Source organism: Hafnia alvei, assembly GCF_034424155.1.
In the GTDB taxonomy this organism is placed as follows: domain Bacteria; phylum Pseudomonadota; class Gammaproteobacteria; order Enterobacterales; family Enterobacteriaceae; genus Hafnia; species Hafnia alvei.
Genome location: NZ_CP139992.1, coordinates 3,098,439 through 3,120,985, shown reverse-complemented (window position 1 = coordinate 3,120,985; position 22,547 = coordinate 3,098,439). Strand labels below are relative to the sequence as shown.

General features: G+C 49.5%; 6 protein-coding genes. 3 read left to right on the top strand and 3 right to left on the bottom strand.

The window, feature by feature from the left end:
- Positions 1-42: 42 nt before the first annotated feature.
- Together U0008_RS14570 and U0008_RS14565 are read right to left on the bottom strand one after the other, a co-directional pair.
- The gene (locus U0008_RS14570; RefSeq protein WP_121626074.1) at positions 43-4,323 is read right to left on the bottom strand and encodes an Ig-like domain-containing protein; all 4,281 of its coding nucleotides are present in this window, start codon (positions 4,321-4,323) and stop codon (positions 43-45) included.
- Positions 4,320-10,160, bottom strand: a complete 5,841-nt coding sequence (locus U0008_RS14565; protein WP_170159084.1) for an Ig-like domain-containing protein — start codon at positions 10,158-10,160, stop codon at positions 4,320-4,322. Before U0008_RS14565 ends, U0008_RS14570 begins: the two co-directional genes overlap by 4 nt.
- Positions 10,161-11,760: 1,600 nt before the next feature.
- Here U0008_RS14565 and U0008_RS14560 point away from each other — a divergent pair.
- From U0008_RS14560 to U0008_RS14550, 3 genes are all read left to right on the top strand, one after another.
- On the top strand, positions 11,761-12,504 hold the full coding sequence (locus U0008_RS14560; RefSeq protein WP_043494415.1) for a winged helix-turn-helix domain-containing protein: 744 nt from the start codon (positions 11,761-11,763) through the stop codon (positions 12,502-12,504).
- Complete coding sequence (locus tag U0008_RS14555) at positions 12,501-12,980, top strand: hypothetical protein (protein WP_043494412.1); 480 nt, start codon at positions 12,501-12,503, stop codon at positions 12,978-12,980. Before U0008_RS14560 ends, U0008_RS14555 begins: the two co-directional genes overlap by 4 nt.
- Positions 12,981-13,044: 64 nt before the next feature.
- On the top strand, positions 13,045-13,503 hold the full coding sequence (locus U0008_RS14550) for a YuaE family lipoprotein (RefSeq protein WP_025797598.1): 459 nt from the start codon (positions 13,045-13,047) through the stop codon (positions 13,501-13,503).
- A gap of 131 nt (positions 13,504-13,634) precedes the next feature.
- Here the strand turns inward: U0008_RS14550 and U0008_RS14545 are convergent, their stop codons facing one another.
- Entirely contained in the window at positions 13,635-22,436 is an 8,802-nt protein-coding gene (locus U0008_RS14545; protein WP_051874165.1) for an inverse autotransporter beta-barrel domain-containing protein, read from the bottom strand.
- Between the last annotated feature and the right edge of the window lie 111 nt (positions 22,437-22,547).

Genomic DNA, 22,547 nt, shown 5'->3' with positions numbered 1-22,547 from the left:
CGCCTGAGCGGTCACCATTACTACGATGGCAGTAACACAGAATTAAGCACATTGGTTTCCTAGCTTATTTATATCCTGGACTTTAACTTGGCCTGACGTGGTGTCAATTTTAAACACGGTCCATGTACTCCAACTATTGGTGCCGTGCTCATCATTAACTTTAAACTCCTGTGATGTTCCATCGGATAAGTAAAGATTAACCTTCGCGCCACTGTCGACAGCCCCAGATGCTTTATTTACAAGGTAACAATACACTCCTGAATGCATACTCTTTATCGTGATGGTTTCAGGGCCATAGTCATTTCTTGCATCCACATCCAGCGCTGCATCTGCGCCGCTCGGCGATTGATCCATGTAGCTAACTGGAATTTTATTGGATGGGTCGCCGATGGAAGGCACCCAGAGCATGGCATTTAGGTCAGCGGGCTGGGCATTCCATGTGAGAACAATACGCCCCGCGTTACCCGCTAAATCCGGTGACAGATTAAAATCATGCTGTAGGTCCGTTACCGCTGGAATATCGAGCGTTGTATTTAATGTGGTAAAGCCGGTTGCGCTGACTTTGACATTATAACTCCCCAGTGGAAGAACTAAATTGTATTTACCCTCTGTATCGCTGGTTGTGGTTGTGGTATTGCCATCGATAGTGACATCAATTTTGGCATTCGGGATTCTGCTGTTGTTTGTCGCATCGTCAGTAAACCCATGTACTGTCACCATCAGCTGGTTGAAGTTAACTTGCTTATCTGCGTTAACCGCGGTTCCGTTGGTTAAGGATGCCGATACTTGCACTGATAATGTTTCCGTAGTGGTACTGGTCAGAACCATGGTGGCTTTGCCGTTAGCGTCGGTAACACTGCTGGCAGCCTGCAATGTTACGGCATTACCTTGGTCTTCAGACCAGTTCACCGTGGCGTTCGAAACAAGATTGCCGTGTGCATCTTTCACTATGGCGGTGTAGGTAAAGGAATCGGTCCCGTTGGCTATTTTATTGGTCGTGCTGTCGTTGAGCGTGACGGTATTCACCGCCGCGGTCGTGATATCCGCCACAAAGGTCGCATTCACCGTTTGGCTCTGACCGTTAGCCGTTGCCGTGACTTTGGTGATCCCCGCCGTGATGTTGGTCAGCGTGGTGGTTGCCAGACCTTGCGCATCCGTCATTGCCGTTGCCGTGGTTACCGTTGCGCCGTTATCCGCCGTGAAACTGACGCTAACATTCGGCACTAGGTTTCCATTCGCATCCGTGACTTTAGCTTGCACCTTATCGGTAGCAACACCGTCGGCTGTGGCGTTATCCACGGTGACCGTCAAGTCGCCGCTCACGATGGTCGCCGTGCTGCTGTCTGCAACAAACGTGGTGTCTACCGTCTGGCTATGGCCGTTAGCCGTTGCCGTGACTTTGGTGATCCCTGTCTGCACGTTGGTGAGGGTAGTGGTAGCCAAACCTTGGTTATCGGTAGTCACCGATGCAGTGACGACTGTTGCGCCGTTATCTGCCGTGAAGCTGACAGCGGTATTTGGCACTGGGTTACCCGTGGCGTCAGTGACCTTGGCTTGAACCGCATTGCTGTCCGTACCGTTAGCTTTGGCATTGTTGACGCTTACCGTTAAGTTGCCGCTCGCGATGGTCGCTGTGCTGCTGTCGGCCACAAACGTGGTGTCTACCGTTTGGCTATGGCCGTTAACCGTCGCAGTCACTTTGGTGATCCCCGCTTTAACGTTGGTCAGCGTGGTGCTTGCTAGCCCTTGGTCATCGGTGGTCACCGCGGCAGTAACGACTGTTGCGCCATTATCTGCTGTAAAGCTGACGCTGGTATTAGGCACGTAGTTACCTTGAGCATCCGTGACAGTCGCCAGAACCTTATTGGTGTCTGTGCCGTTAGCTTTCGCATTATCAACAGTGATTGCTAATGCGCCATCCACAATGGTTGCGGTGCTGCCGTCGGCGACAAACGTGGTATCTACTGCTTGGCTATTGCCATTAACCGTTGCTGTCACTTTGGTGATCCCTGCCTTCACGTTGGTGAGGGTCGTGGTAGCCGAGCCTTGGTCATCGGTGGTCACCGTTGCAGTCGTTACCGCGCCGCCATTGTCAGCCGTGAAGCTGACGGTGGCATTAGGCACGTAGTTACCCTGAGCATCCGTGACAGTCGCCAGAACCTTATTGGTGTCTGTGCCGTTAGCTTTGGCATTATCAACGGAGATCGTTAATGCACCATCCACAATAGTTGCGGTGCTGCCGTCGGCGACAAACGTGGTATCTACCGTTTGGCTGTTGCCGTTAGCCGTTGCAGTCACTTTAGTGATCCCCGCTTTAACGTTAGTCAGCGTGGTGCTGGCCAGCCCTTGGTCATTGGTGGTCACCGAGGTAGTGACGACCGTAGCACCGTTATCCGCCGTGAAACTAACAGCGGTATTCGGCACCGGGTTGCCCGTGGCGTCTGTCACCTTGGCTTGAACCGCATTGGTGTCCGTGCCGTTGGCTTTGACATTGTTGACGGTCACCGTCAAGTCGCTGCTCACGATGGTCGCCGTGCTGCTGTCGGCCACAAACGTGGTGTCTACCGTCTGGCTATGACCGTTAACCGTTGCCGTGACTTGGGTGATCCCTGCCTTCACGTTGGTGAGGGTAGTGGTAGCCAAACCTTGGTCATCGGTGGTCACCGAGGCAGTGACAATTGTTGCGCCGTTATCCGCTGTGAAGTTAACCGCGGTATTCGGCACTGGATTACCACTGGCGTCAGTCACGGTGGCTTGAACTTTGTTGCTGTCCGCGCCGTTGGCTTTGGCATTGTTGACGGTTACCGTTAAGTCGCCGCCCACGATGGTCGCCGTGCTGTCGTCGGCGATAAACGTGGTATCTACCGTTTGGCTATGGCCGTTAACCGTTGCTGTCACTTTCGTGATCCCGGCTTTGACGTTGGTCAGCGTGGTGCTGGCCAGCCCTTGTCCGTCGGTGGTCACCGATGTCTTGATGACCGTGGCGCCGTTATCCGCCGTGAAGTTAACCGCGGTATTCGGCACTGGGTTACCCGTAGCATCCGTGACAGTCGCCTGAACCTTATTGGTGTCTGTGCCGTTAGCTTTGGCATTATCAACGGAGATCGTTAATGCACCATCCACAATGGTTGCGGTGCTGCCGTCGGCGATAAACGTGGTATCTACCGTTTGGCTGTTGCCGTTAACCGTTGCAGTGACTTTAGTGATCCCCGCTTTGACATTGGTGAGGGTAGTGGTAGCCGAACCTTGGTCATCGGTCATCACCGAGGCAGTGACGATTGTTGCGCCGTTATCCGCTGTGAAGTTAACAGCGGTATTCGGCACTGGATTACCACTGGCATCCGTCACGGTGGCTTGAACGGTGTTGCTGTCCGTGCCGTTGGCTTTGGCGTTATCAACGGAGATCGTTAATGCACCATCCACAATAGTTGCGGTGCTGCTGTCGGCCACAAACGTGGTATCTACCGTTTGGCTATGGCCGTTAACCGCTGCCGTGACTTTAGTGATCCCCGCTTTGACGTTGGTCAGCGTGGTGCTTGCCAATCCTTGAGCGTCGGTGTTCACCGAGGCGGTGACGACCGTTGCGCCGTTATTTGCCGTGAAGCTGACGGTGGCATTAGGCACGTAGTTACCCTGAGCATCCGTGACAGTCGCCAGAACCTTATTGGTGTCTGTGCCGTTAGCTTTGGCATTATCAACGGAGATCGTTAATGCACCATCCACAATAGTTGCGGTGCTGTTGTCGGCGACAAACGTGGTATCTACTGTTTGGCTATTACCGTTAACCGTTGCTGTCACTTTCGTGATCCCGGCTTTGATGTTGGTCAGCGTGGTGCTTGCCAGCCCTTGAGCGTCGGTGGTCACCGATGTCTTGATGACCGTTGCGCCGTTATCCGCCGTGAAGCTGACCGCGGTATTCAGTACCGGGTTACCCGTGGCGTCCGTCACTTTAGCCTGCACTTTGTTGCTGTCCGCGCCGTTGGCTTTGGCATTGTTGATGCTCACCGTTAAGTCGCCGTTCACGATGGTTGCGGTGCTGTCATCGGCAATAAACGTGGTGTCTACCGTTTGACTATGGCCGTTAACCGCTGCCGTGACTTTCGTGATCCCCGCTTTGACGTTGGTCAGCGTGGTGCTGGCCAGCCCTTGAGCGTCGGTGGTCACCGAGGCAGTGACGACTGCAGCGCCGTTATCCGCCGTGAAGCTGACCGCGGTATTCGGCACCGGGTTACCACTGGCGTCCGTTATCTTGGCTTGAACTTTGTTGCTGTCCGCGCCGTTGGCTTTGGCGTTGTTGACGGTTACGGTCAAGTCGCCGCTCACGATGGTTGCCGTGCTGTCGTCGGCGATAAACGTGGTGTATCCGCTGTGAAGTTAACCGCGGTATTCGGCACCGGATTACCACTGGCATCCGTCACGGTGGCTTGAACTTTGTTGCTGTCCGTGCCGTTGGCTTTGGCATTGTTGACGGTTACGGTCAAATCGCCGTTTACAATGGTCGCCGTGCCGCTGTCGGCCACAAACGTGGTGTTTACCGTTTGGCTATGGCCGTTAACCGCTGCCGTGACTTTGGTGATCCCCGCTTTGACGTTGGTCAGCGTGGTGCTGGCCAGCCCTTGTCCGTCGGTGGTCACCGAGGCCGTGACGATTGTTGCGCCGTTATCTGCCGTGAAGCTGACCGCGGTATTCGGCACCAGGTTACCCGTGGCATCTGTCACTTTAGCCTGGACTTTGTTGCTGTCCGCGCCGTTGGCTTTGGCGTTGTTGATGGTTACGTTCAAGTCGCCGTTCACGATGGTTGCGGTGCTGTCATCGGCGACAAACGTGGTGTTTACCGTTTGGCTGTTACCGTTAACCGTTGCCGTAACCTTAGTGATCCCGGCTTTGACGTTGGTGAGGGTGGTGGTAGCCGAACCTTGGTCATCGGTCGTCACCGAGGCCGTGACGATTGTTGCGCCGTTATCCGCCGTGAAGCTGACCGCGGTATTCGGCACCGGGTTACCACTGGCGTCAGTGACCTTGGCTTGAACTTTGTTGCTGTCCGTGCCGTTGGCTTTGGCGTTGTTGACAGTTACGGTCAAGTCGCCGCTTACGATGGTTGCGGTGCTGTCGTCGGCGATAAACGTGGTGTCTACCGTTTGGCGGTTGCCGTTGATGGCCGCCGTGACTTTCGTTGTGCCCGCGGTCACGTTGGTTAGTGTGGTACTGGCTAGGCCTTGAATATCGGTTTTGGCGGTTGCCGAGATTACCGTGGCGCCGTTGTTCGCACTGAAGCTGACATCAACATTCGGTACCGCATTGCCTTGAGCATCGGTCACTTTTGCTTGAACCGCATTGGTGGCCGAGCCATTGGCTTTGGCGTTGTTAAGCGTTACGGTCAGGTTACCTGCGGTAATCGTAGATGTTCCGCTGTCAGCCTCAAAGGATGTATCCACCGTTTGGCTGGTGCCATTGATGGAGGCCGTGACTTTCGTGATCCCCGTCGTGATGTTAGTCAGATTTGTACTGGCAAGTCCTTGATTATCGGTGGTGGCAGATGACGTTGCGACGCCTGCGCCATTGTCAGCTGTGAAGTTGACGGTGACGTTAGGAACCACGTTCCCCTGCGCATCGGTGACCTTAGCCTGCACCGTATTGGTATCGACGCCGTCGGCCTTCGCATTGTTCGCGGTTACCGTGAAGTTAGAACGAGTTATCGTTGACGTGCTGTCGTCGGCGACAAACGTGGTATCTACCGTTTGGCTATGGCCGTTAACCGTTGCTGTAACCTTAGTGCTCCCCGCTTTGACGTTGGTGAGGGTAGTAGTAGCCAAACCTTGGTCATCGGTGGTTACCGAGGCAGTGACGATTGTTGCGCCGTTATCCGCAGTGAAGTTAACAGCGGTATTCGGCACCGGGTTACCACTGGCGTCCGTCACGGTGGCTTGAACTTTGTTGCTGTCCGTGCCGTTGGCTTTGGCATTGTTGACGGTTACCGTTAAGTCGCCGTTCACGATGGTTGCCGTGCTGTCGTCGGCGATAAACGTGGTGTCTACCGTCTGGCTGTTGCCGTTAACCGCTGCCGTCACTTTGGTGATCCCGGCTTTAACGTTGGTCAGCGTGGTGCTGGCCTGTCCTTGTCCGTCGGTGGTTACCGAGGCCGTGACGATTGTTGCGTCGTTGTCCGCCGTGAAGCTGACCACGGTATTCGGTACTGGGTTACCACTGGCGTCTGTCACGGTGGCTTGAACTTTGTTGCTGTCCGCGCCGTTGGCTTTGGCGTTGTTGATGGTTACATTCAAGTCGCCGCTCACGATGGTTGCGGTGCTGTCATCGGCGACAAACGTGGTGTCTACCGCTTGGTTATGGCCGTTAACCGTTGCCGTAACTTTAGTGTTCCCCGCTTTGACGTTGGTGAGGGTAGTGGTAGCCGAACCTTGGTCATCGGTCGTCACCGAGGCAGTGACGACTGTTGCGCCGTTATCCGCCACGAAGCTGACCACGGTATTCGGCACAGGGTTTCCACTGGCGTCAGTGACCTTGGCTTGAACTTTGTTGCTGTCCGTGCCGTTGGCTTTGGCGTTGTTGACGGTTACGGTCAAGTCGCCGCTTACGATGGTTGCGGTGCTGTCGTTGGCGATAAACGTGGTGTCTACCGTTTGGCTATGGCCGTTAACCGCTGCCGTCACTTTGGTGGTCCCGGCTTTGACGTTAGTCAGATTTGTACTGGCAAGGCCTTGATTATCGGTGGTGGTGGATGATGTCACGACGCCTGCGCCATTGTCGGCCGTGAAGTTGACGGTGGCATTAGGAACCGCGTTCCCCTGCGCATCGGTGACCTTAGCCTGCACCGTATTGGTATCGACGCCGTCGGCCTTCGCATTGTTCACGGTTACCGTGAAATTAGAACGGGTTATCGTTGACGTGCTGTCGTCGGCCGCAAAGGTGGTCGTCACGTTTTGACTATTGCCGTTAACCGTTGCTGTAACTTTGGTGTCCCCCGCTTTGACATTAGTCAGTGCAGCTTCTGCCAGCCCCTGAGCGTCAGTGGTGACCGATGTCGTGATGACCGTGGCTCCGTTGTCTGCCGCGAAGGTCACCGTCGTATTGGGAACGCGGTTTCCGTTGGCGTCTGTCACAGTGGCTTGGACTTTGTTGCTGTCCGTGCCGTTGGCTTTGGCATTGTTCTGGGTAACGACGAGGTTGCCGTTGATAATCGTTGCCGTTGAATCATCCGGTGCGAAGTTAATATTTACATTCTGGTTTGTGCCGTTAACGGCGGCAACAATGTTTGTGGTTCCCGACGTTGTATTGCTTAGGGTTGTGCTGGCCAAGCCGCTGGCGTCTGTTACCGCTGATGCGGTGGTGACTACAGCACCGTTGTCGGCGGTAAAGCTTACTGTAACGTTGTTAACGGGGTTGCCATATGCATCGGTGACTTTGGCTTGAACGGCATCCATTGCGGTTCCGTTGGCCAACGCGTTATCCACAGTGACTTTCAGATCGCCAGAGGCAATCCTCGCCGTTCCGCTGTCAGCGACAAATACCGCGTCTTTGCTAGCTGAATTTCCGTTGACCGTCGCCGTGACGGCGTATTTCCCGGATATTTTGCTGGTGACCGTTGTGGTCGCCTTACCATTTGTGTCCGTGGTGCCGATCGCCGTAGTGATGATTGCCCCAGATGCGGCAACAAAATTCACTGGGATATTCGGCACAAGGTTTCCGTTGGCGTCCGTGACAATCGCTTCAACGTTGTCGGTGTCTACACCGTTGTCCAACGCGCCGTTCGGATCAATAGTCAGATGACTATCGGTAATGGTGGCGGTTGCGCTGTCAGCGATAAAGTGGGTATCCACTTGGGCGCTGTTTTCTGAGTCTTGAATTTGAGCCGTGACGGTATAGGTCTCTGCCTTGAGGCTGGTGACCGTCGCTGTAGCGATGCCATCACTGCCGGTAACACCGTTGACCGTGGTGATTTTAGCTCCGTTGCTGACGGTGAAATGTACCGTGACATCGGGAACCGTTTTCGCATTGGCATCGGTGATTTTGGCGGTGATCTTGTTGGTTGCGGTACCGTTGGCAACGGCATCTTGAGTGGCTGTCAGATCGCCTTGCGCAATAGTTGGCGTTGATTTACCGGCAACAAAGGTAATGACTTGGGTTTTGGTGGTGCCGTTGATTTGTGCTGTGATCGTGCTGTCGCCCCCGTTGAGGCTAGTCACGAGGACGGTGGCTTGCCCTTCGGTGTCAGTGACCACGGTAGAACCTCCGACAAGCGTTGCACCATGGGAGGCACTTAACTCAACGGTGGCATTGGCAAGCGGGTTGTTATTACCATCTTTAACAGTGACTTTGAGTTTATCGGTACTTTGTCCATCGGACGGGGCGTTGTTATTAATGACGTCCAGCGCGCTGATCTGTGCCGAAGTGGTATCGGCAACAAAGTTTAGCCGGCCAGAGATATTGTTACCGTTACTCATGGTCGCGGTGATCGTGCCTTCTTTAGCCAGTTTACTGCGCACGTATATTGTCGCTTTTCCCTGACTATCCGTATTTGCTGTGAGTTCCTGACCATCAGAATGATTGTCTTTGAATAGCGTTGCTGCGGACTGGCCGTTGCTGTCTTTGAGATCATCCACATTGAATGTGATCGCTTGTGCAGCCATCGGTTGGCCCTTATCGTCAACAACGACGGCCGTTACGGTGAAATAATCCGTATTATTGGCGGGCACTGCGCCTGACGGGGTGATAATTAATTGGCTAATGACGGTTTTAGATGGCGCGACGTTGATGGTGGTCGTTGCTGTGTTTGAGCTATTGCCATTGTTATCTATACCCACGGCTTTAAAGACATATTTTTGCGCAGCATTGGCGTGCTGGTTATGCACGTATGCGGGCAACTTCACTTCCAACTGGGTGAGTGATAGTTTGCGGAATGTCCCACCGTTTGCGATGAATTCAGGCGATGCCGTCCAATCGACATCTTTTAGGCCGTATTTATCTTTGGTCACAGTAAGAGGAAGGACGATCGTGTCGGCAGCGTTGGCATTCACATTATCGGGTAATGAAATCTGCAGTAAATCCTGCTTGCGATACTGCATAACAATGTCATAGTCGCGGTCGACAAATTCAGACATGCCGCCCTTCAGGCTACGGAGTGTATCCACCGAGTCGGTGCTAATTTGTTGCTCCCATGGCACACCAAAGCGATAGGTGACATCAAGGCCGATGAGGCTTTCATTTTTATCACCTACGGAGTGCTCACCTTTCAAGGTGAACAGGGGGACTGGTGTATAGTTCAGGCCGAGGGTCAGTGCTTTTGGATTATCTTTTAAATCGTCGGGATCGGTGCCCGTGCCTAAATCAATGCCTGTGCCAAAGTATTGTTCATATTTAATGTTGGCGCCCAGTTGTGGGTATGAAGGCAAATAGGCTTCTGCGCGCAGGTCAAAGCCATTCGCTGGCCGCTCGTCATAATCGTCCATATCAGAGAGATGAGACTGATGCCAGTCAGTTAGACCGTAATAACTATTGACAGCCAGTTTCAGGTAATCAGTCCACGCTTCACCGCCCACGCCTAATCGCGCATTTTTCCCAGTGTAATCATAATCGTAGAAGGTATTAATGCCATATATCCAATCCCCAATATATTGGCGATAGCCGAGGCCTAAGTTAGCGGTATTTCGATCTTCATTACCGTGCATTCCAAGTTGCGTAAATAAGAGCTTGTCGTTATTTCCAATGATGGGAAGTAACATATCCCCTGCAATCTTGTTATCAGATTCGACGCTGACGCGCGCTGTGCCTTTTTGGTTTAACCAGTCGTTAATTTGCTGGTTAATTAAATCTTCACCCACGCTTTTCGCATAGTTGATAGAGGAATTAGCAATGTTATCGCTGGAAAGAATTTTCCCGGCCTGCATTGCATTATCGCTCATTGTAGAGTCGGGGGCAGGGGCGGACTTCGGCGATGCGGTATTATCACTTCCCAGAGAGGGAATGGTGTTGTTTGCCGTGTTATCTACGATGGATTGCGAACCAAGCGTCGGCGCCTTCATATTGCTATATTCAGCCGCGCGGGCAACAGAGCTGGCAGAAATCAGCAATGGTGTAAGAAGTTGGATAAGGATCAGCCCCCAAGAGGTAATTTTTACCCCCTTGGGTGAGATTATTTTTCTCATTGATATGCTAGTGTGCCTTTTATCATTTTTCATAACGACTTCCATGTTGTGTAGCGTATTCATATTTATTCATAAGAAGATAGGGTATTGATTGATAAGTGGATTTAAATTGTTTAAGTGAAAGCGTTTGTTGATATCCATATTATATAAATTAAGGGGAAAGAATTTATTTGATAAATAATTAACTCTTTTCTGTCATGCAAGCCTCGCAATCCTTGTTAGGCTTCTATCTATCATTTGTTTTGCGTATTATATTTTGCTAAATATATTCTTAGGAAATGAATAAGAAAACTAATTACGCCAAAATTAGAACAAGGATTCTATATCTCTCATTATCACATTACTAGATATAGACGGAGTGGTAATTGTAAAAAATAGCACCATGCCTTTTTTTACTAAATTTTATGGAATATTTGGAATCTAGAATATTGATGGCGTAAATAAAATATTTTTTAAAATGTTATTTTTTAATTAGTTATAAACATACCTCACACAAATGTTTTTTTAATATGCATGTCTATAATCATTAATTTAATTAAAAGTGAATAATCTATTAACTGCTAATTAATTATGTTTTACTCACAGGTCTATCTAGAGTACAGACGGTGAAGCGCGCTGTGTTTGCGAAATGAGAATAAATCATGGTTTGGTACTCGCGGTATGACCATCTTTGGTTGAGGTTGCGTAGCTCGTCTATTTCTGCGCGTACGGCACAGAACACGATCACCGATTTATTGTTTTTTTTTGCAAGAAGACAGTGAAAGAAGCCGCAGCTTGATTCATCGCAGCCTTGAGATGATTGAGCAAGCGAAGTCGATAACCAGAGTGGCCTATTATGATATCAATCATTGTTAATTATGATCTTATTTTGTTGTAATTATGTTGTTTGTATTTTAATGTAAGCGATGAGGTGGGGTTTTTATCCACCTCATTGAGGAGGAATATCTGAATATTGTGATTTTTAAACCTCTAAAAACATCTTCATAGAACAATCACCACCTTATGTTCATTAAAAATAATACTAAATACTATAGAGATGCTTAAGATTGAAGAAAATTGTCGTCTTTATAATTATAAGGTAGATTTATATCTCGAATTATTGCGGTAATTGAGCTGTAAGCTAAAATAAAAGTCATGATGAAATTGATTTTTAGGCGGCGATTAATGCGGTAATTTTCCTAAAAAACCAGTCTTTTCTATAAAAACACTTCACAATCAAATTATTGCAAATATTCTAAAAAAACCATGTTAAGCAGACTAATAACCCGCAGGGTGCAGGTTGGTTTATTTATATTTGGTGTTTTTGCCTATCTTGGGTTAATTATTGTTTTAATAAAATTCTTATAAATTGTATAAATCACACGCATCACTTGTTTTACCCGCTCGGTTTTATTTGAGATGATTCTTACTACTTCATAAGTGCTGAAAAAGTAAAAAGGTTTATCGATAAAATATTGAGGGAAAATATGAAAAAATCTCATTTCACACGCTTTTTATAACAGCGTTCTTGTTTACTATAAAACAGAGGGCCTTATCTGTATTTATAGCTCAGTTTCTCTGATGTGAGTGTGATAAATTGAATCAATATAATGTAAAATTCATGATTTATAAAATTAATGAGACGGTTAGGTTTAAGCCTGCAGACGGTGCCATTTGGAGTATAGAAAGCCCTGAGCAAGTTATTAACTTAACGATTACTAACTGTAATCTTCTTTGTCTATTGCTCAATAAGAAAGGTGAAATCCTTTCTAGAGAGCAAATTTTAGAAGATATATGGGACAAGCAAGGCTTACGTTCATCTAATAATACACTTAACCAATATATCTCTATTCTTAGGCGAACATTTTCCTTGTTGGGTATTGATGATGAGGTGATTAAAACTATTCCAAAGGTAGGGTTTAGTTTAAATGCATCTATCTGTGTAGAAAAAGAGTGTAACGCAGAACCCGTGAATTTTACTGAAAAGGATAAGAGTCTAAAACAGAGTAACAAAAGCTATATTTATACTGTGACAATGAGCGCGCTGGCCATTTTTATTGTGGTGTTTTTTACCTACGTTTTATACAAAAATGATACCTACAGTCTCGATACACCTATCGTAAATATCGGGAAGTTTGATGCTTGTAGCGTCAATGTTCTACCTGAGTATACACGAGGACAATCACGCGATTTGTTGGAGTCATCAGTGAAGCTGATTACAGTCAGTGAAGTGCGATGTATTCCTGAAAGAATATTTATTGTAAAGCCAGAAAGTCGAGGGAGTGGGCGTTCATTTCTTGCGGAATGTATTGTCGATAAAAGAAGAAACGAATACTTTTTTTGTAAAGGATACTATATAAAATGAACAAAAAAATTGTCACTTTGCTCCTTTTTACTTTCATATTGGCGTTTGAAGTTATCTACGTCTGTTTTATCTATGAGCCATCATATAATTTTGTATGCGATGGCGAGTTTTCCTATAGCGATAGTGAAAGTAAAGACCTGCTGGACGGGAATATTTCATTTAGTCTGAATGATAAAATGCAAGGGCATGCCGAAATGACGGGGTATTTAACTAAAAATGGCGTGTCTCAGGATGTCATTCGCAGCGTTGATTTCAAGTATCATGTCGTGGCACCCAAACGTATTGTTATCTACGATGCTCAACTGATCACATACTTCCATGATTCCGTTGATGAGTCTTTCTCACCAGAACCTATCCTTGATTTTTTGTTTTTTCGTAATAAAGACTTAAAAGAAATTAACATCAGTGTACATAAAATTAAAAACACTTATTTGTTCGGTCGTGCGAATAATTTTGTGTTTGCCTGTACCTCATAATGCCCATTTTGTTTGAATGAACGGCTTTACCAATACCCCTCTATTAATCATTAATGGAAATAGTATGAATAAAAAACAGATAGGATTTTTTCTTATAGGAACAACTTTTTTTCTGTCCGGTTGTTCTTCGCCAAATAAAACGAATCAAAACTACCGAGGAGATGAGTTGGAGTATGATTATTTTTATGCTAACAGTCAGTTAACGCCAACGGAAGAGAATACGCCGCCTAAAAGCAGTATTGTCGGTGGCCATTCCTATTCATCTACGAATAATAAATGTATGGATAATTATAATTTCCTACGCGAGGAGAAGTCTAGCCAATACCCTAAGTATGCTGAAGACTACAATAAGATCACCGACGGGTTTAAGTTTCTCAACTCAAATAAAAATATCATGGATAAGGATGCCAAGAAAGTGTACACGATGGAGCTAAAAATGAAGCTAGAGACACTGTGTTCAAAAATTCAGTACTCGAGCTTTATTCTAGTTAACGAAAAACGTAAAGGTCTTTCTGATATCTAATCAGCGAGATAACACTATTCAATTTAGTTGTATTCATCAATCATCAACTTTCTTGCTCTAATAAAAATGGCGCTAAATAATTTTAGCGCCATTGATATTATTGTCTTAAATTCATCAACTGTTAGTTAGTCTTACTTGCAGTCCCCATTATTTCCTGAACTCGCTAGTGTATTTACTACGTTGATGTCAGTTTGGCCAGATGTTGTATCAATTTTAAACACGGTCCAATTCAACATGTTATCAGTGGCGCCGGTTGCATCTTCAATTTTAAACTCCTGCGATGTTCCATCGGATAAGTAAAGCTTAACTTTGGCGCCACCATAGGCAACAGGTGATGCGCTGAATCTATTGACGACGTAGCAATACACGCCCGGATGCATGCTATCTACCGTGATAGTTTCGGGGCCATAGCCATTTCTTGCATCCACATCTAGCGTTGCATCTGCACCGGCTGGTGATTTAGAACCATAATTAACCTTTATTAAACTGGTTGGATTTCCCACCTTAGGCACCCAGAGATAGGAATCAAGGTCAGCAGGTTTATCATTCCACGTGAGAACAATACGCGCCGCTTTGCCATCTAAGTTTGGCGACAGAACAAAGTCCTTCTGCTGGTCTGTAACCGTTTGGATATCGAGCGTTGAATCTAACGTGATAAAGCCGGTTGCGCTGGCTTTCACATAATAAACCCCCTGCGGAATACTGATCTCGTATTTACCATCGGTACCGCTGGTCACGGAGTATTCCGGATTTGCGTTATTTTCAGATAAAGAGAGCTCGATCTTCGTATTTGGGATCATGGCATTGTTTATCGCGTTCTTAGTCACTCCATGTAATTTCACTAGCTGTTGTTTGAAGTTAACTTTCTGATTGGCATCAACCGGCGTTCCGTTTGTTAAGGATGCGGACACTTGCACCAATAATGCTTCTGCAGAGGTACTGGTCAGTACCATGGCTGCTTTGCCGTTGACGTCGGTCGCGCTGCTCGCAGCCTGTAATGTTACGGTATTACCTTTGTCCTGAGACCAGTTCACCGTTGCATTCGGAACGAGGTTGCCATGCGCGTCTTTAACAATAGCGGTATAGGTAAAGAAATCGGTCCCGTTGGCTATTTTATCGGTCACGCTGTCGTCGAGCGTCACGGTAGTTACCGCTGCAGTAGTGATATCCGCTACAAAGGTGGTATCTACCGTTTGGTTATGACCGTTAATTGCCGCCGTGACTTTGGTGATCCCCGCCGTGATGTTGGTCAGCGTGGTGGTTGCTAGACCTTGCGCATCCGTGCTGACTGCTGCGGTTGTTACCGTTGCGCCGTTATCCGCCGTGAAACTGACGTTAACATTCGGCACTAGGTTGCCATTCGCATCCGTGACCTTGGCCTGTACCTTATTGGTGGCAGTACCATCGGCTTTGGCGTTGTCCACGGTTACCGTCAAATCACCGCTTACGATGGTAGACGTGCTGTCATCGGCCACGAACGTGGTATCTACCGTTTGGTTATTACCATTGATGGTGGCGGTAACTTTGGTAACGCCAGCTTTGATATTGGTGAGCGTGGTGCTCGCTAAACCTTGGCTGTCGGTTGTCACTGATGCGGTAATGACCGTTGCGCCGTTATCTGCCGCGAAACTAACTGCGGTATTCGGCACGAGATTGCCATTGGCATCCGTTACCTTGGCTTGAACTTTATTGCTGTCCGTGCCGTTGGCTTTGGCGTTGTTGATGGTTACCGTTAAGTCGCCGTTCACGATGGTCGCGGTGCTGTCGTCAGCCACAAACGTGGTATCTACCGTTTGGCTGTTGCCGTTAACCGTTGCCGTGACTTTGGTGATCCCCGCTTTGATGTTGGTCAGCGTGGTGCTTGCCAGACCTTGGTCGTCGGTAGTGACCGATGCGGTGATGACCGTTGCACCGTTGTCTGCTACGAAGCTGACGGCGGTATTCGGTACTCGGTTTCCATTGGCGTCCGTTACCTTGGCTTGAACTTTGTTACTGTCCGTGCCGTTGGCTTTGGCATTATCGATGGTCACCGTTAAGTCGCCGCTCACAATCGTAGACGTTGTGTCATCGGCCACGAAGGTGGTATCCACACTTTGGTTATTGCCGTTAATGCTGGCTGTAACCTTGGTGATCCCCGATTTAACGTTGGTTAGCGTGGTGCTGGCGAGTCCTTGACCATCGGTAGTTGCCGATGCGGTCGTCACCGTTGCGCCGTTATTAGCCGTGAAACTGACCGTGGTATTTGGAACGAGGTTGCCATTTGCATCGGTAACCTTAGCCTGAACCGCGTTAGTTTCCGTGCCGTCAGCTTTGGCGTTGTTCACCGTAATCGTTAAGTTGCCGCTCACGATGGTACCGGTGCTGTCGTCGGCCACAAACGTGGTATCTACCGTTTGGCTGTTGCCGTTAATCGCGGCAGTGACTTTGGTGATCCCCGCCTTCACGTTGGTGAGGGTGGTTGCCGCTAAGCCTTGATCGTCGGTGGTTACCGTTGCGGTGGTAATCGCAGCGCCATTGTCTGCCGAGAAGCTAACGGTGGTATTGGGTACTCGGTTGCCATTGGCATCCGTCACCGTAGCCAGAACCTTGTTGATGTCTGTGCCGTTGGCTTTGGCATTATCAACGGTGATCGTTAACGCGCCATCCACAATGGTGCTGGTACTGTCGTCGGCGACAAAGGTGGTATCCACGTTTTGGCTATTGCCATTAATGGTGGCGGTAACCTTGGTGATCCCCGACTTGACGTTGGTCAGCGTGGTGTTAGCCAGCCCTTGGGCGTCCGTGGTTGCCGATGCGGTGGTGACCGTTGCGCCGTTATTGGCTGCAAAGGTGACTGCCGTATTCGGAACCAGGTTGCCGTTGGCATCTGTCACTTTAGCTTGAACGGCGTTGGTGTCTGAACCGTTGGCTTTAGCGTTATTGACCGTAACCGTTAAATCACCTGCGACAATGGTTCCGGTGCTATCGTCGGCCACAAACGTGGTGTCTACCGTTTGGCTGCTGCTATTAATGCTCGCAGTGACTTTGGTGATACCCGCTTGCACATTGGTCAGCGTCGTACTTGCTAACCCTTGTGCGTTCGTGGTTGCCGATACGGTGGTGACCGTTGCGCCGTTATCTGCCGCGAAGGTGACCACGGTATTTGGTACAAGGTTTCCGTTAGCATCGGTGACCGTAGCCTGAACTTTGTTACTGTCGGTACCGTTGGCTTTGGCGTTGTTGACGATAACGGTCAGCGCGCCATTCACGATGGTGCCGGTCGTATCATCCGCGATAAACGTGGTATCTACCGTCTGGCTATCGCCGTTAATCGTGGCTGTCACTTTGGTCACGCCCGCTTTCACGTTAGTGAGAGTGGTACTTGCTAATCCCTGAGTGTTAGTGGTTGCCGATGCGGTAGTGACCGTTGCGCCGTTAGTGGCGGTGAAACTCACCACGGTGTTTGGCACAAGGTTGCCATTAGCATCGGTCACTTTGGCCTGAACGGCATTGGTGGCGGTGCCGTTAGCTTTCGCATTGTCTGCGGTGACCGTTAAATTGCCGTTGACGATGGTGCCAGTCGTGTCATCCGCGACAAAGGTGGTATCAACGGTTTGGTTCGATCCGTTAATCACTGCGGTGACCTTGGTATTTCCCGCAGTCACGTTGGTGAGCGTGGTTACCGCTACGCCGTTTTCGTTGGTCATTACAGCGGCATCAATAATCGATGCACCGTTGTTAGCAGAGAAACGCACTTCAACGTTTGGCACCGTATTGCCGTTGGCATCGGTGACTTTTGCTTGAACCTCATTGGTTGCCGAACCATTTGCTTTGGCATTATTGACGGTCACGGTCAGGTTGCCATCAGTAATGGTGGAGGTGCCATCATCGGCGATAAACGTTGTGTTAACGCTTTGGCGATTGCCGTTGATAGCCGCCGTTACTTTGGTGGTGCCCGCGGTAACGTTGGTTAGCGTTGTGCTCGCTAAGCCTTGAGCATTGGTGGTGACCGTTGCAGTGATAACCGTGGCGCCATTATTGGCACTGAAGCTGACATCAACATTAGGCACCGCGTTGCCTTTGGCATCGGTCACTTTTGCTTGAACCGCATTGGTGGCTGAGCCATCGGCTTTGGCGTTGTTAAGCGTTACGGTTAGGTTGCCATCGGTGATAGTTGAAGTTCCACCATCCGCCTCAAAGGACGTGTCCACCGTTTGGCTTGTGCCGTTGATGGCAGCAGTCACTTTGGTGATCCCAGCTGTCACGTTGGTCAGATTGGTACTGGCAAGTCCTTGAGCATCGGTCGTGACGGATGACGTCGCGACGCCTGCGCCGTTATTGGCTGTGAAACTGACCGTTGCGTTAGGAACCGAGTTTCCCTGCGCATCAGTGACCTTAGCCTGCACCGTATTGATATCAACGCCATCGGCCTTCGCATTGTTCACGGTAACCGTTAAGTTCGCGCTGGTTATCGTTGACGTGCTGTCGTCAGCCACGAAGGTGGTCGCCACGTTTTGGCTATCGCCATTAATGGTTGCGGTGACGGTGGTGATTCCAGCCTTGACGTTAGTCAGAGTAGTGCTAGCCAAGCCCTGACTATTCGTCATGGCTGACGCTGTGGCAATCGTTGCGCCGTTATCGGCGGCGAAACTGACGGCGGTATTGGGAACGAGGTTGCCATTGGCATCTGTTACCTTGGCCTGAACCTTATTCGCGTCGGTGCCGTTGGCTTTTGCATTGTTAATGGTGATAGTGAGATCGCCGCTGACAATGGTTGCCGTGCTGTCATCGGCGGCAAAGGTTGTATCAACATTTTGGCTATTGGCGTTGACCGTTGCGGTTACTTTGGTGATGCCTGCCGTGATGTTGGTGAGGGAAGTGCTTGCTAACCCTTGGCTATCCGTGGTGACTAATGCAGTCACCACCGTTGCACCATTATTCGCCGTAAAGTTGACCGGCGTATTAGGAACAAGGTTGCCATTGGCGTCTGTCACTTTGGCTTGAACTTTGTTGCTGTCCGTACCGTTGGCTTTAGCATTGTTGATGATAACCGTTAAGTCACCTTTAACAATCGTCGAGGTGCTATCGTCGGCCACAAACGTGGTATCGATATTCTGGCTATTCCCGTTAATCGCGGCGGAAACGTTGGTGACCCCCGCGCTCACGTTGGTTAGTGTTGTCGTTGCTAGGCCGTTTTCATTGGTGGTAGCAGAAGCCGTGATCACCGTTGCGCCATGATTTGCCGTGAAGCTAACCACGGTATTTGGGACGAGGTTACCATTGGCATCCGTGACTTTCGCCTGAACCGAGTTGGTGTCTGCGCCGTTGGCTTTGGCGTTATTCACCAGAACGGTGAGGTTGCCACTGACAATCGTTGCGGTGCCATCATCAGCCACGAAGTGAGTATTTACGACTTGGCTGCTGCTGTTAATGGTTGCGGTAACCTTCGCTACGCCGGTCGTCAAGTTGGTGAGCGACGTCGTTGCTAAGCCTTGATCGTTGGTGGTGGCGGTGGCCGTTGCGATAGTCGCCCCGTTATCCGCGCTGAAACTGACCGACGCATTAGGCACAAGGTTCCCGTTTGCATCCGTGACTTTCGCCTGCACCGCATTGGTTGCATGCCCATCGGCTTTGGCGTTATCAGCGGTGACCGTTAGATCGCCTTTGACAATGACCGCCGTTGAACCATCGGCCACAAACTGAGTATCAACGGCGATACTCTGACCGTTAATTTTCGCCGTGACGGTAGCGGCACCCGACAGCGTATTGGTCAGCTCAGTGCTGGCAAGACCCTGCGCATTGGTGATCGCTGATGCCGTAACGACTGTGGCACCATGATTAGCGCTAAAGTTAACCGTGGCATTTGGTACCAGATTTCCGTTGGCATCGGTAACTTTCGCCTGTACCGAGTTGGCATCACTTCCGTTGGCCTTGGCGTTATTCTGGATAACGACGAGGTTGCCCTTGGTGATCGTTGCCGTTGAATCGTCCGGTGCGAAGTTAGTATTTACATTCTGGCTTGTGCCGTTAATGGCGGCAACAATGTTGGTTGTTCCCGACGTTATATTGCTGAGGGTCGTGCTGGCCAAGCCGCTGGCGTCTGTTACCGCTGATGCAGTGGTGACAATTGCGCCGTGGTCAGCGGTAAAATTCACCGTAACGTTGGGAACGGTGTTGCCATGCGCATCTGTTACTTTGGCTTGTACCGCATTCATCGCGGTTCCGTTGGCCAACGCGTTATCGACGGTGACTTTCAGATCGCCAGACGTAATGGTCGCTGTGCCGCTATCGGCAACAAATACCGCGTCTTTACTGGCTGAATGCCCGTTAACCGTCGCTGTGACGGCGTATGTGCCGGATGTGCTACTGGTGACCGTTGCGGTCGCCTTGCCGTCTGCGCCGGTGGTGCCGATCACCGTGGTAATGGTTGCGCCAGATGCGACAACGAAATTCACCGTAGCATTTGGTACGAGGTTATTATTGGCATCGGTAACGATAACGGCTACGTTGTCGGTGTTTACGCCGTTGGCCAATGCGCCGTTCGGATCGATGGTCAAATTACTATCGGTGATGGTTGCAGTTGAACTATCAGCAATAAAGCGAGTATCCGCTTGAGCGCTATTTCCTGATTCTTGAATTCGCGCCGTTACGGTATAGGTATCCGCCTTGAGGCTGGTCACCGTCGCCGTAGCAATCCCATCATCGCCGGTCACGCCTTTCACCGTGGTGATTTTGGCCCCGTTGCTGACGGTGAAATGTACCGTGACATCAGAAACGGTATTCGCATTAGCATCGGTGATTTTGGCGGTAATCTTGTTGGTTGCGGTGCCGTTGGCGATAGCGTCCTGAGTCGCGGTCATATCACCTTGTCTAATCACAGACGTTGATTTGTCTGCAATAAACGTCACTGCTTGGGTTTTGGCGCTGCCGTTAATACGTGCCGTGATGGTGCTATCACCGACGATGGCATTGGTGACTAACACCATGGCCTGACCTTCGGAATCGGTCATCATCGTTGAACCATTCACTAGGCTGGCATTGTGCGTTGCATCTAAACCGACCTGCACATTGGCAAGCGCGTTGCCGTTGGCATCTTTTACCGTGGCTTGCAGTTTATTGGTGCTTTTCCCATCGGCCAGCGCGTGGTTTTTAATGATTTCTAGCGCACTGATCTGCGCGGAAGCCGCGTCGGCAATGAATTCAACCTGACCCGACTTATAGTTACCATTATTCATGGTAGCCGTAATGACGCCGATTTTTGCCAGTTTGCTCCGTACGAAGACCGTCGCTTTACCGTTGCCGTCGGTGTTAACCGTCAACGATTGAGGGCTGGAACGTCCATCTTTAAACAATGTGGCCGCTGAGCGCCCGTCTGCGCCTTTAAGGTTATCAATATCAAAAGTGATAGGCTCAGCCACCATCGGCTGGCTTTGTTCATCACGAACAAAGGCCGTTACGGTGAAGTAATCAGAATCATTGGCTGGAACCGAACCTGATGGGGTAATCGCCAATTCACTAATGATATTCTTAGAAGGCTCCACGTTAATCGTAGTTGCCGCAGTATTCGAATTGTTACCATTGTTATCGACGCCAACGGCTTTAATCACGTAACCCTGAGCGGCATTCGCGCGTTTGGTATAGACGTAGGGCGGTAATTTAACTTCCAACTGCGTTAACGATAATTTTCGGAATGAACCACCGTTCGCTAGGAATTCTGCTGATGCCGTCCAGTCAACGTCTTTCAGACCGTATTTGGCTTTAGAAACCGTCAATGGAAGGATGATGGTTTCAGCCGCTTTGGCCGTCACTTTATTCGGCAGGGAAATACGCAGTAAATCCTGCTTGCGGTACTGCATTACAATTTCATAGTTACGATCGACAAACTCATACATGCTGCCCATCAGGCTGCGGAGTGCGTCAACGGAGTCTGCGCTGATTTGCTGCGCCCAAGGCACACCAAAGCGATAATTGATGTCTAGTCCAATGCGGCTATCATCTTTATCACCCACGGAGTGTTCGCCTTTAATGGTGACTAATGGCACCGGCGTATAGTTCAAACCTAGCGTCAGGGCTTTTGGATTATTTTTTAAATCATCTGGATTTGTGCCTGTACCAAGATCGATGCCTTTGCCGAAGTACTGTTCATATTTGATATTCGCCCCAAGCTGGGGGTATGACGGCAAGTAGGCTTCTGCACGTAGGTCGAAACCATTGGCAGGGCGCTCATCGTAATCCTTCATGTCCGAGAGATGAGATTGATGCCAGTCGGTTAAGCCATAGTAGCCGTTAACCGCCAGTTTCAAATAATCGGTCCACGCTTCGCCGCCAACGCCGAGTCGCGCATTTTTGCCGGTGTAATCGTAGTCGTAGAAGGTGTTAACCCCGTACATCCAATCGCCAATATACTGACGATAGCCGAGGCCTAAGTTAGCGGTATTTCGGTCTTCATTTCCGTGAAGCCCAACCTGAGAGAAGAACAGACTGTCATTATCCCCGATGATGGGAAGTAACATATCGCCTGCAATTTTATTATCAGAACCTACGCTAACGCGCGCAGTACCTTTTTGGTTCAGCCAATCGTTGATTTGCTGATTAATTAATCCCTCGCCAATGCTTTTAGCATAATTAATTGATGCATTGGTGACGTTATCACTGGAGAGAATTTGCCCTGCTTGCATTGCATTACCCGTGAGATCGGCGGCTGGCGCTGAATCACGGGAAGCTGCATCGCTGCCGAGAGAGGGCAAATGAGATAAAGGTTGTTCTGGTGTTATGCTTACGGGAGCTGAAGGCGTCGGAGTTGTTTCCGGCGGAAAAAGAGATTGAAATTCTGGCGTTGTGGTTAACGCTGGCAGGTTCTTTTTTTCTTTCGTTATTAGAGGAGACGTCGGCTGAATGATCGTTTTCGCATTATTATCAACGACGGATTGCAGCCCAAGAATTGTCTCCTCCATATTGTTATATTCAGTGGCCCGAGCAACAGAGCTGGCGGAAATTAACAATGGTGTAAGAACCTGAATAAAGATTATCCCCCAAGAGGTTATTTTCATCCCTCTAGGTGAAAT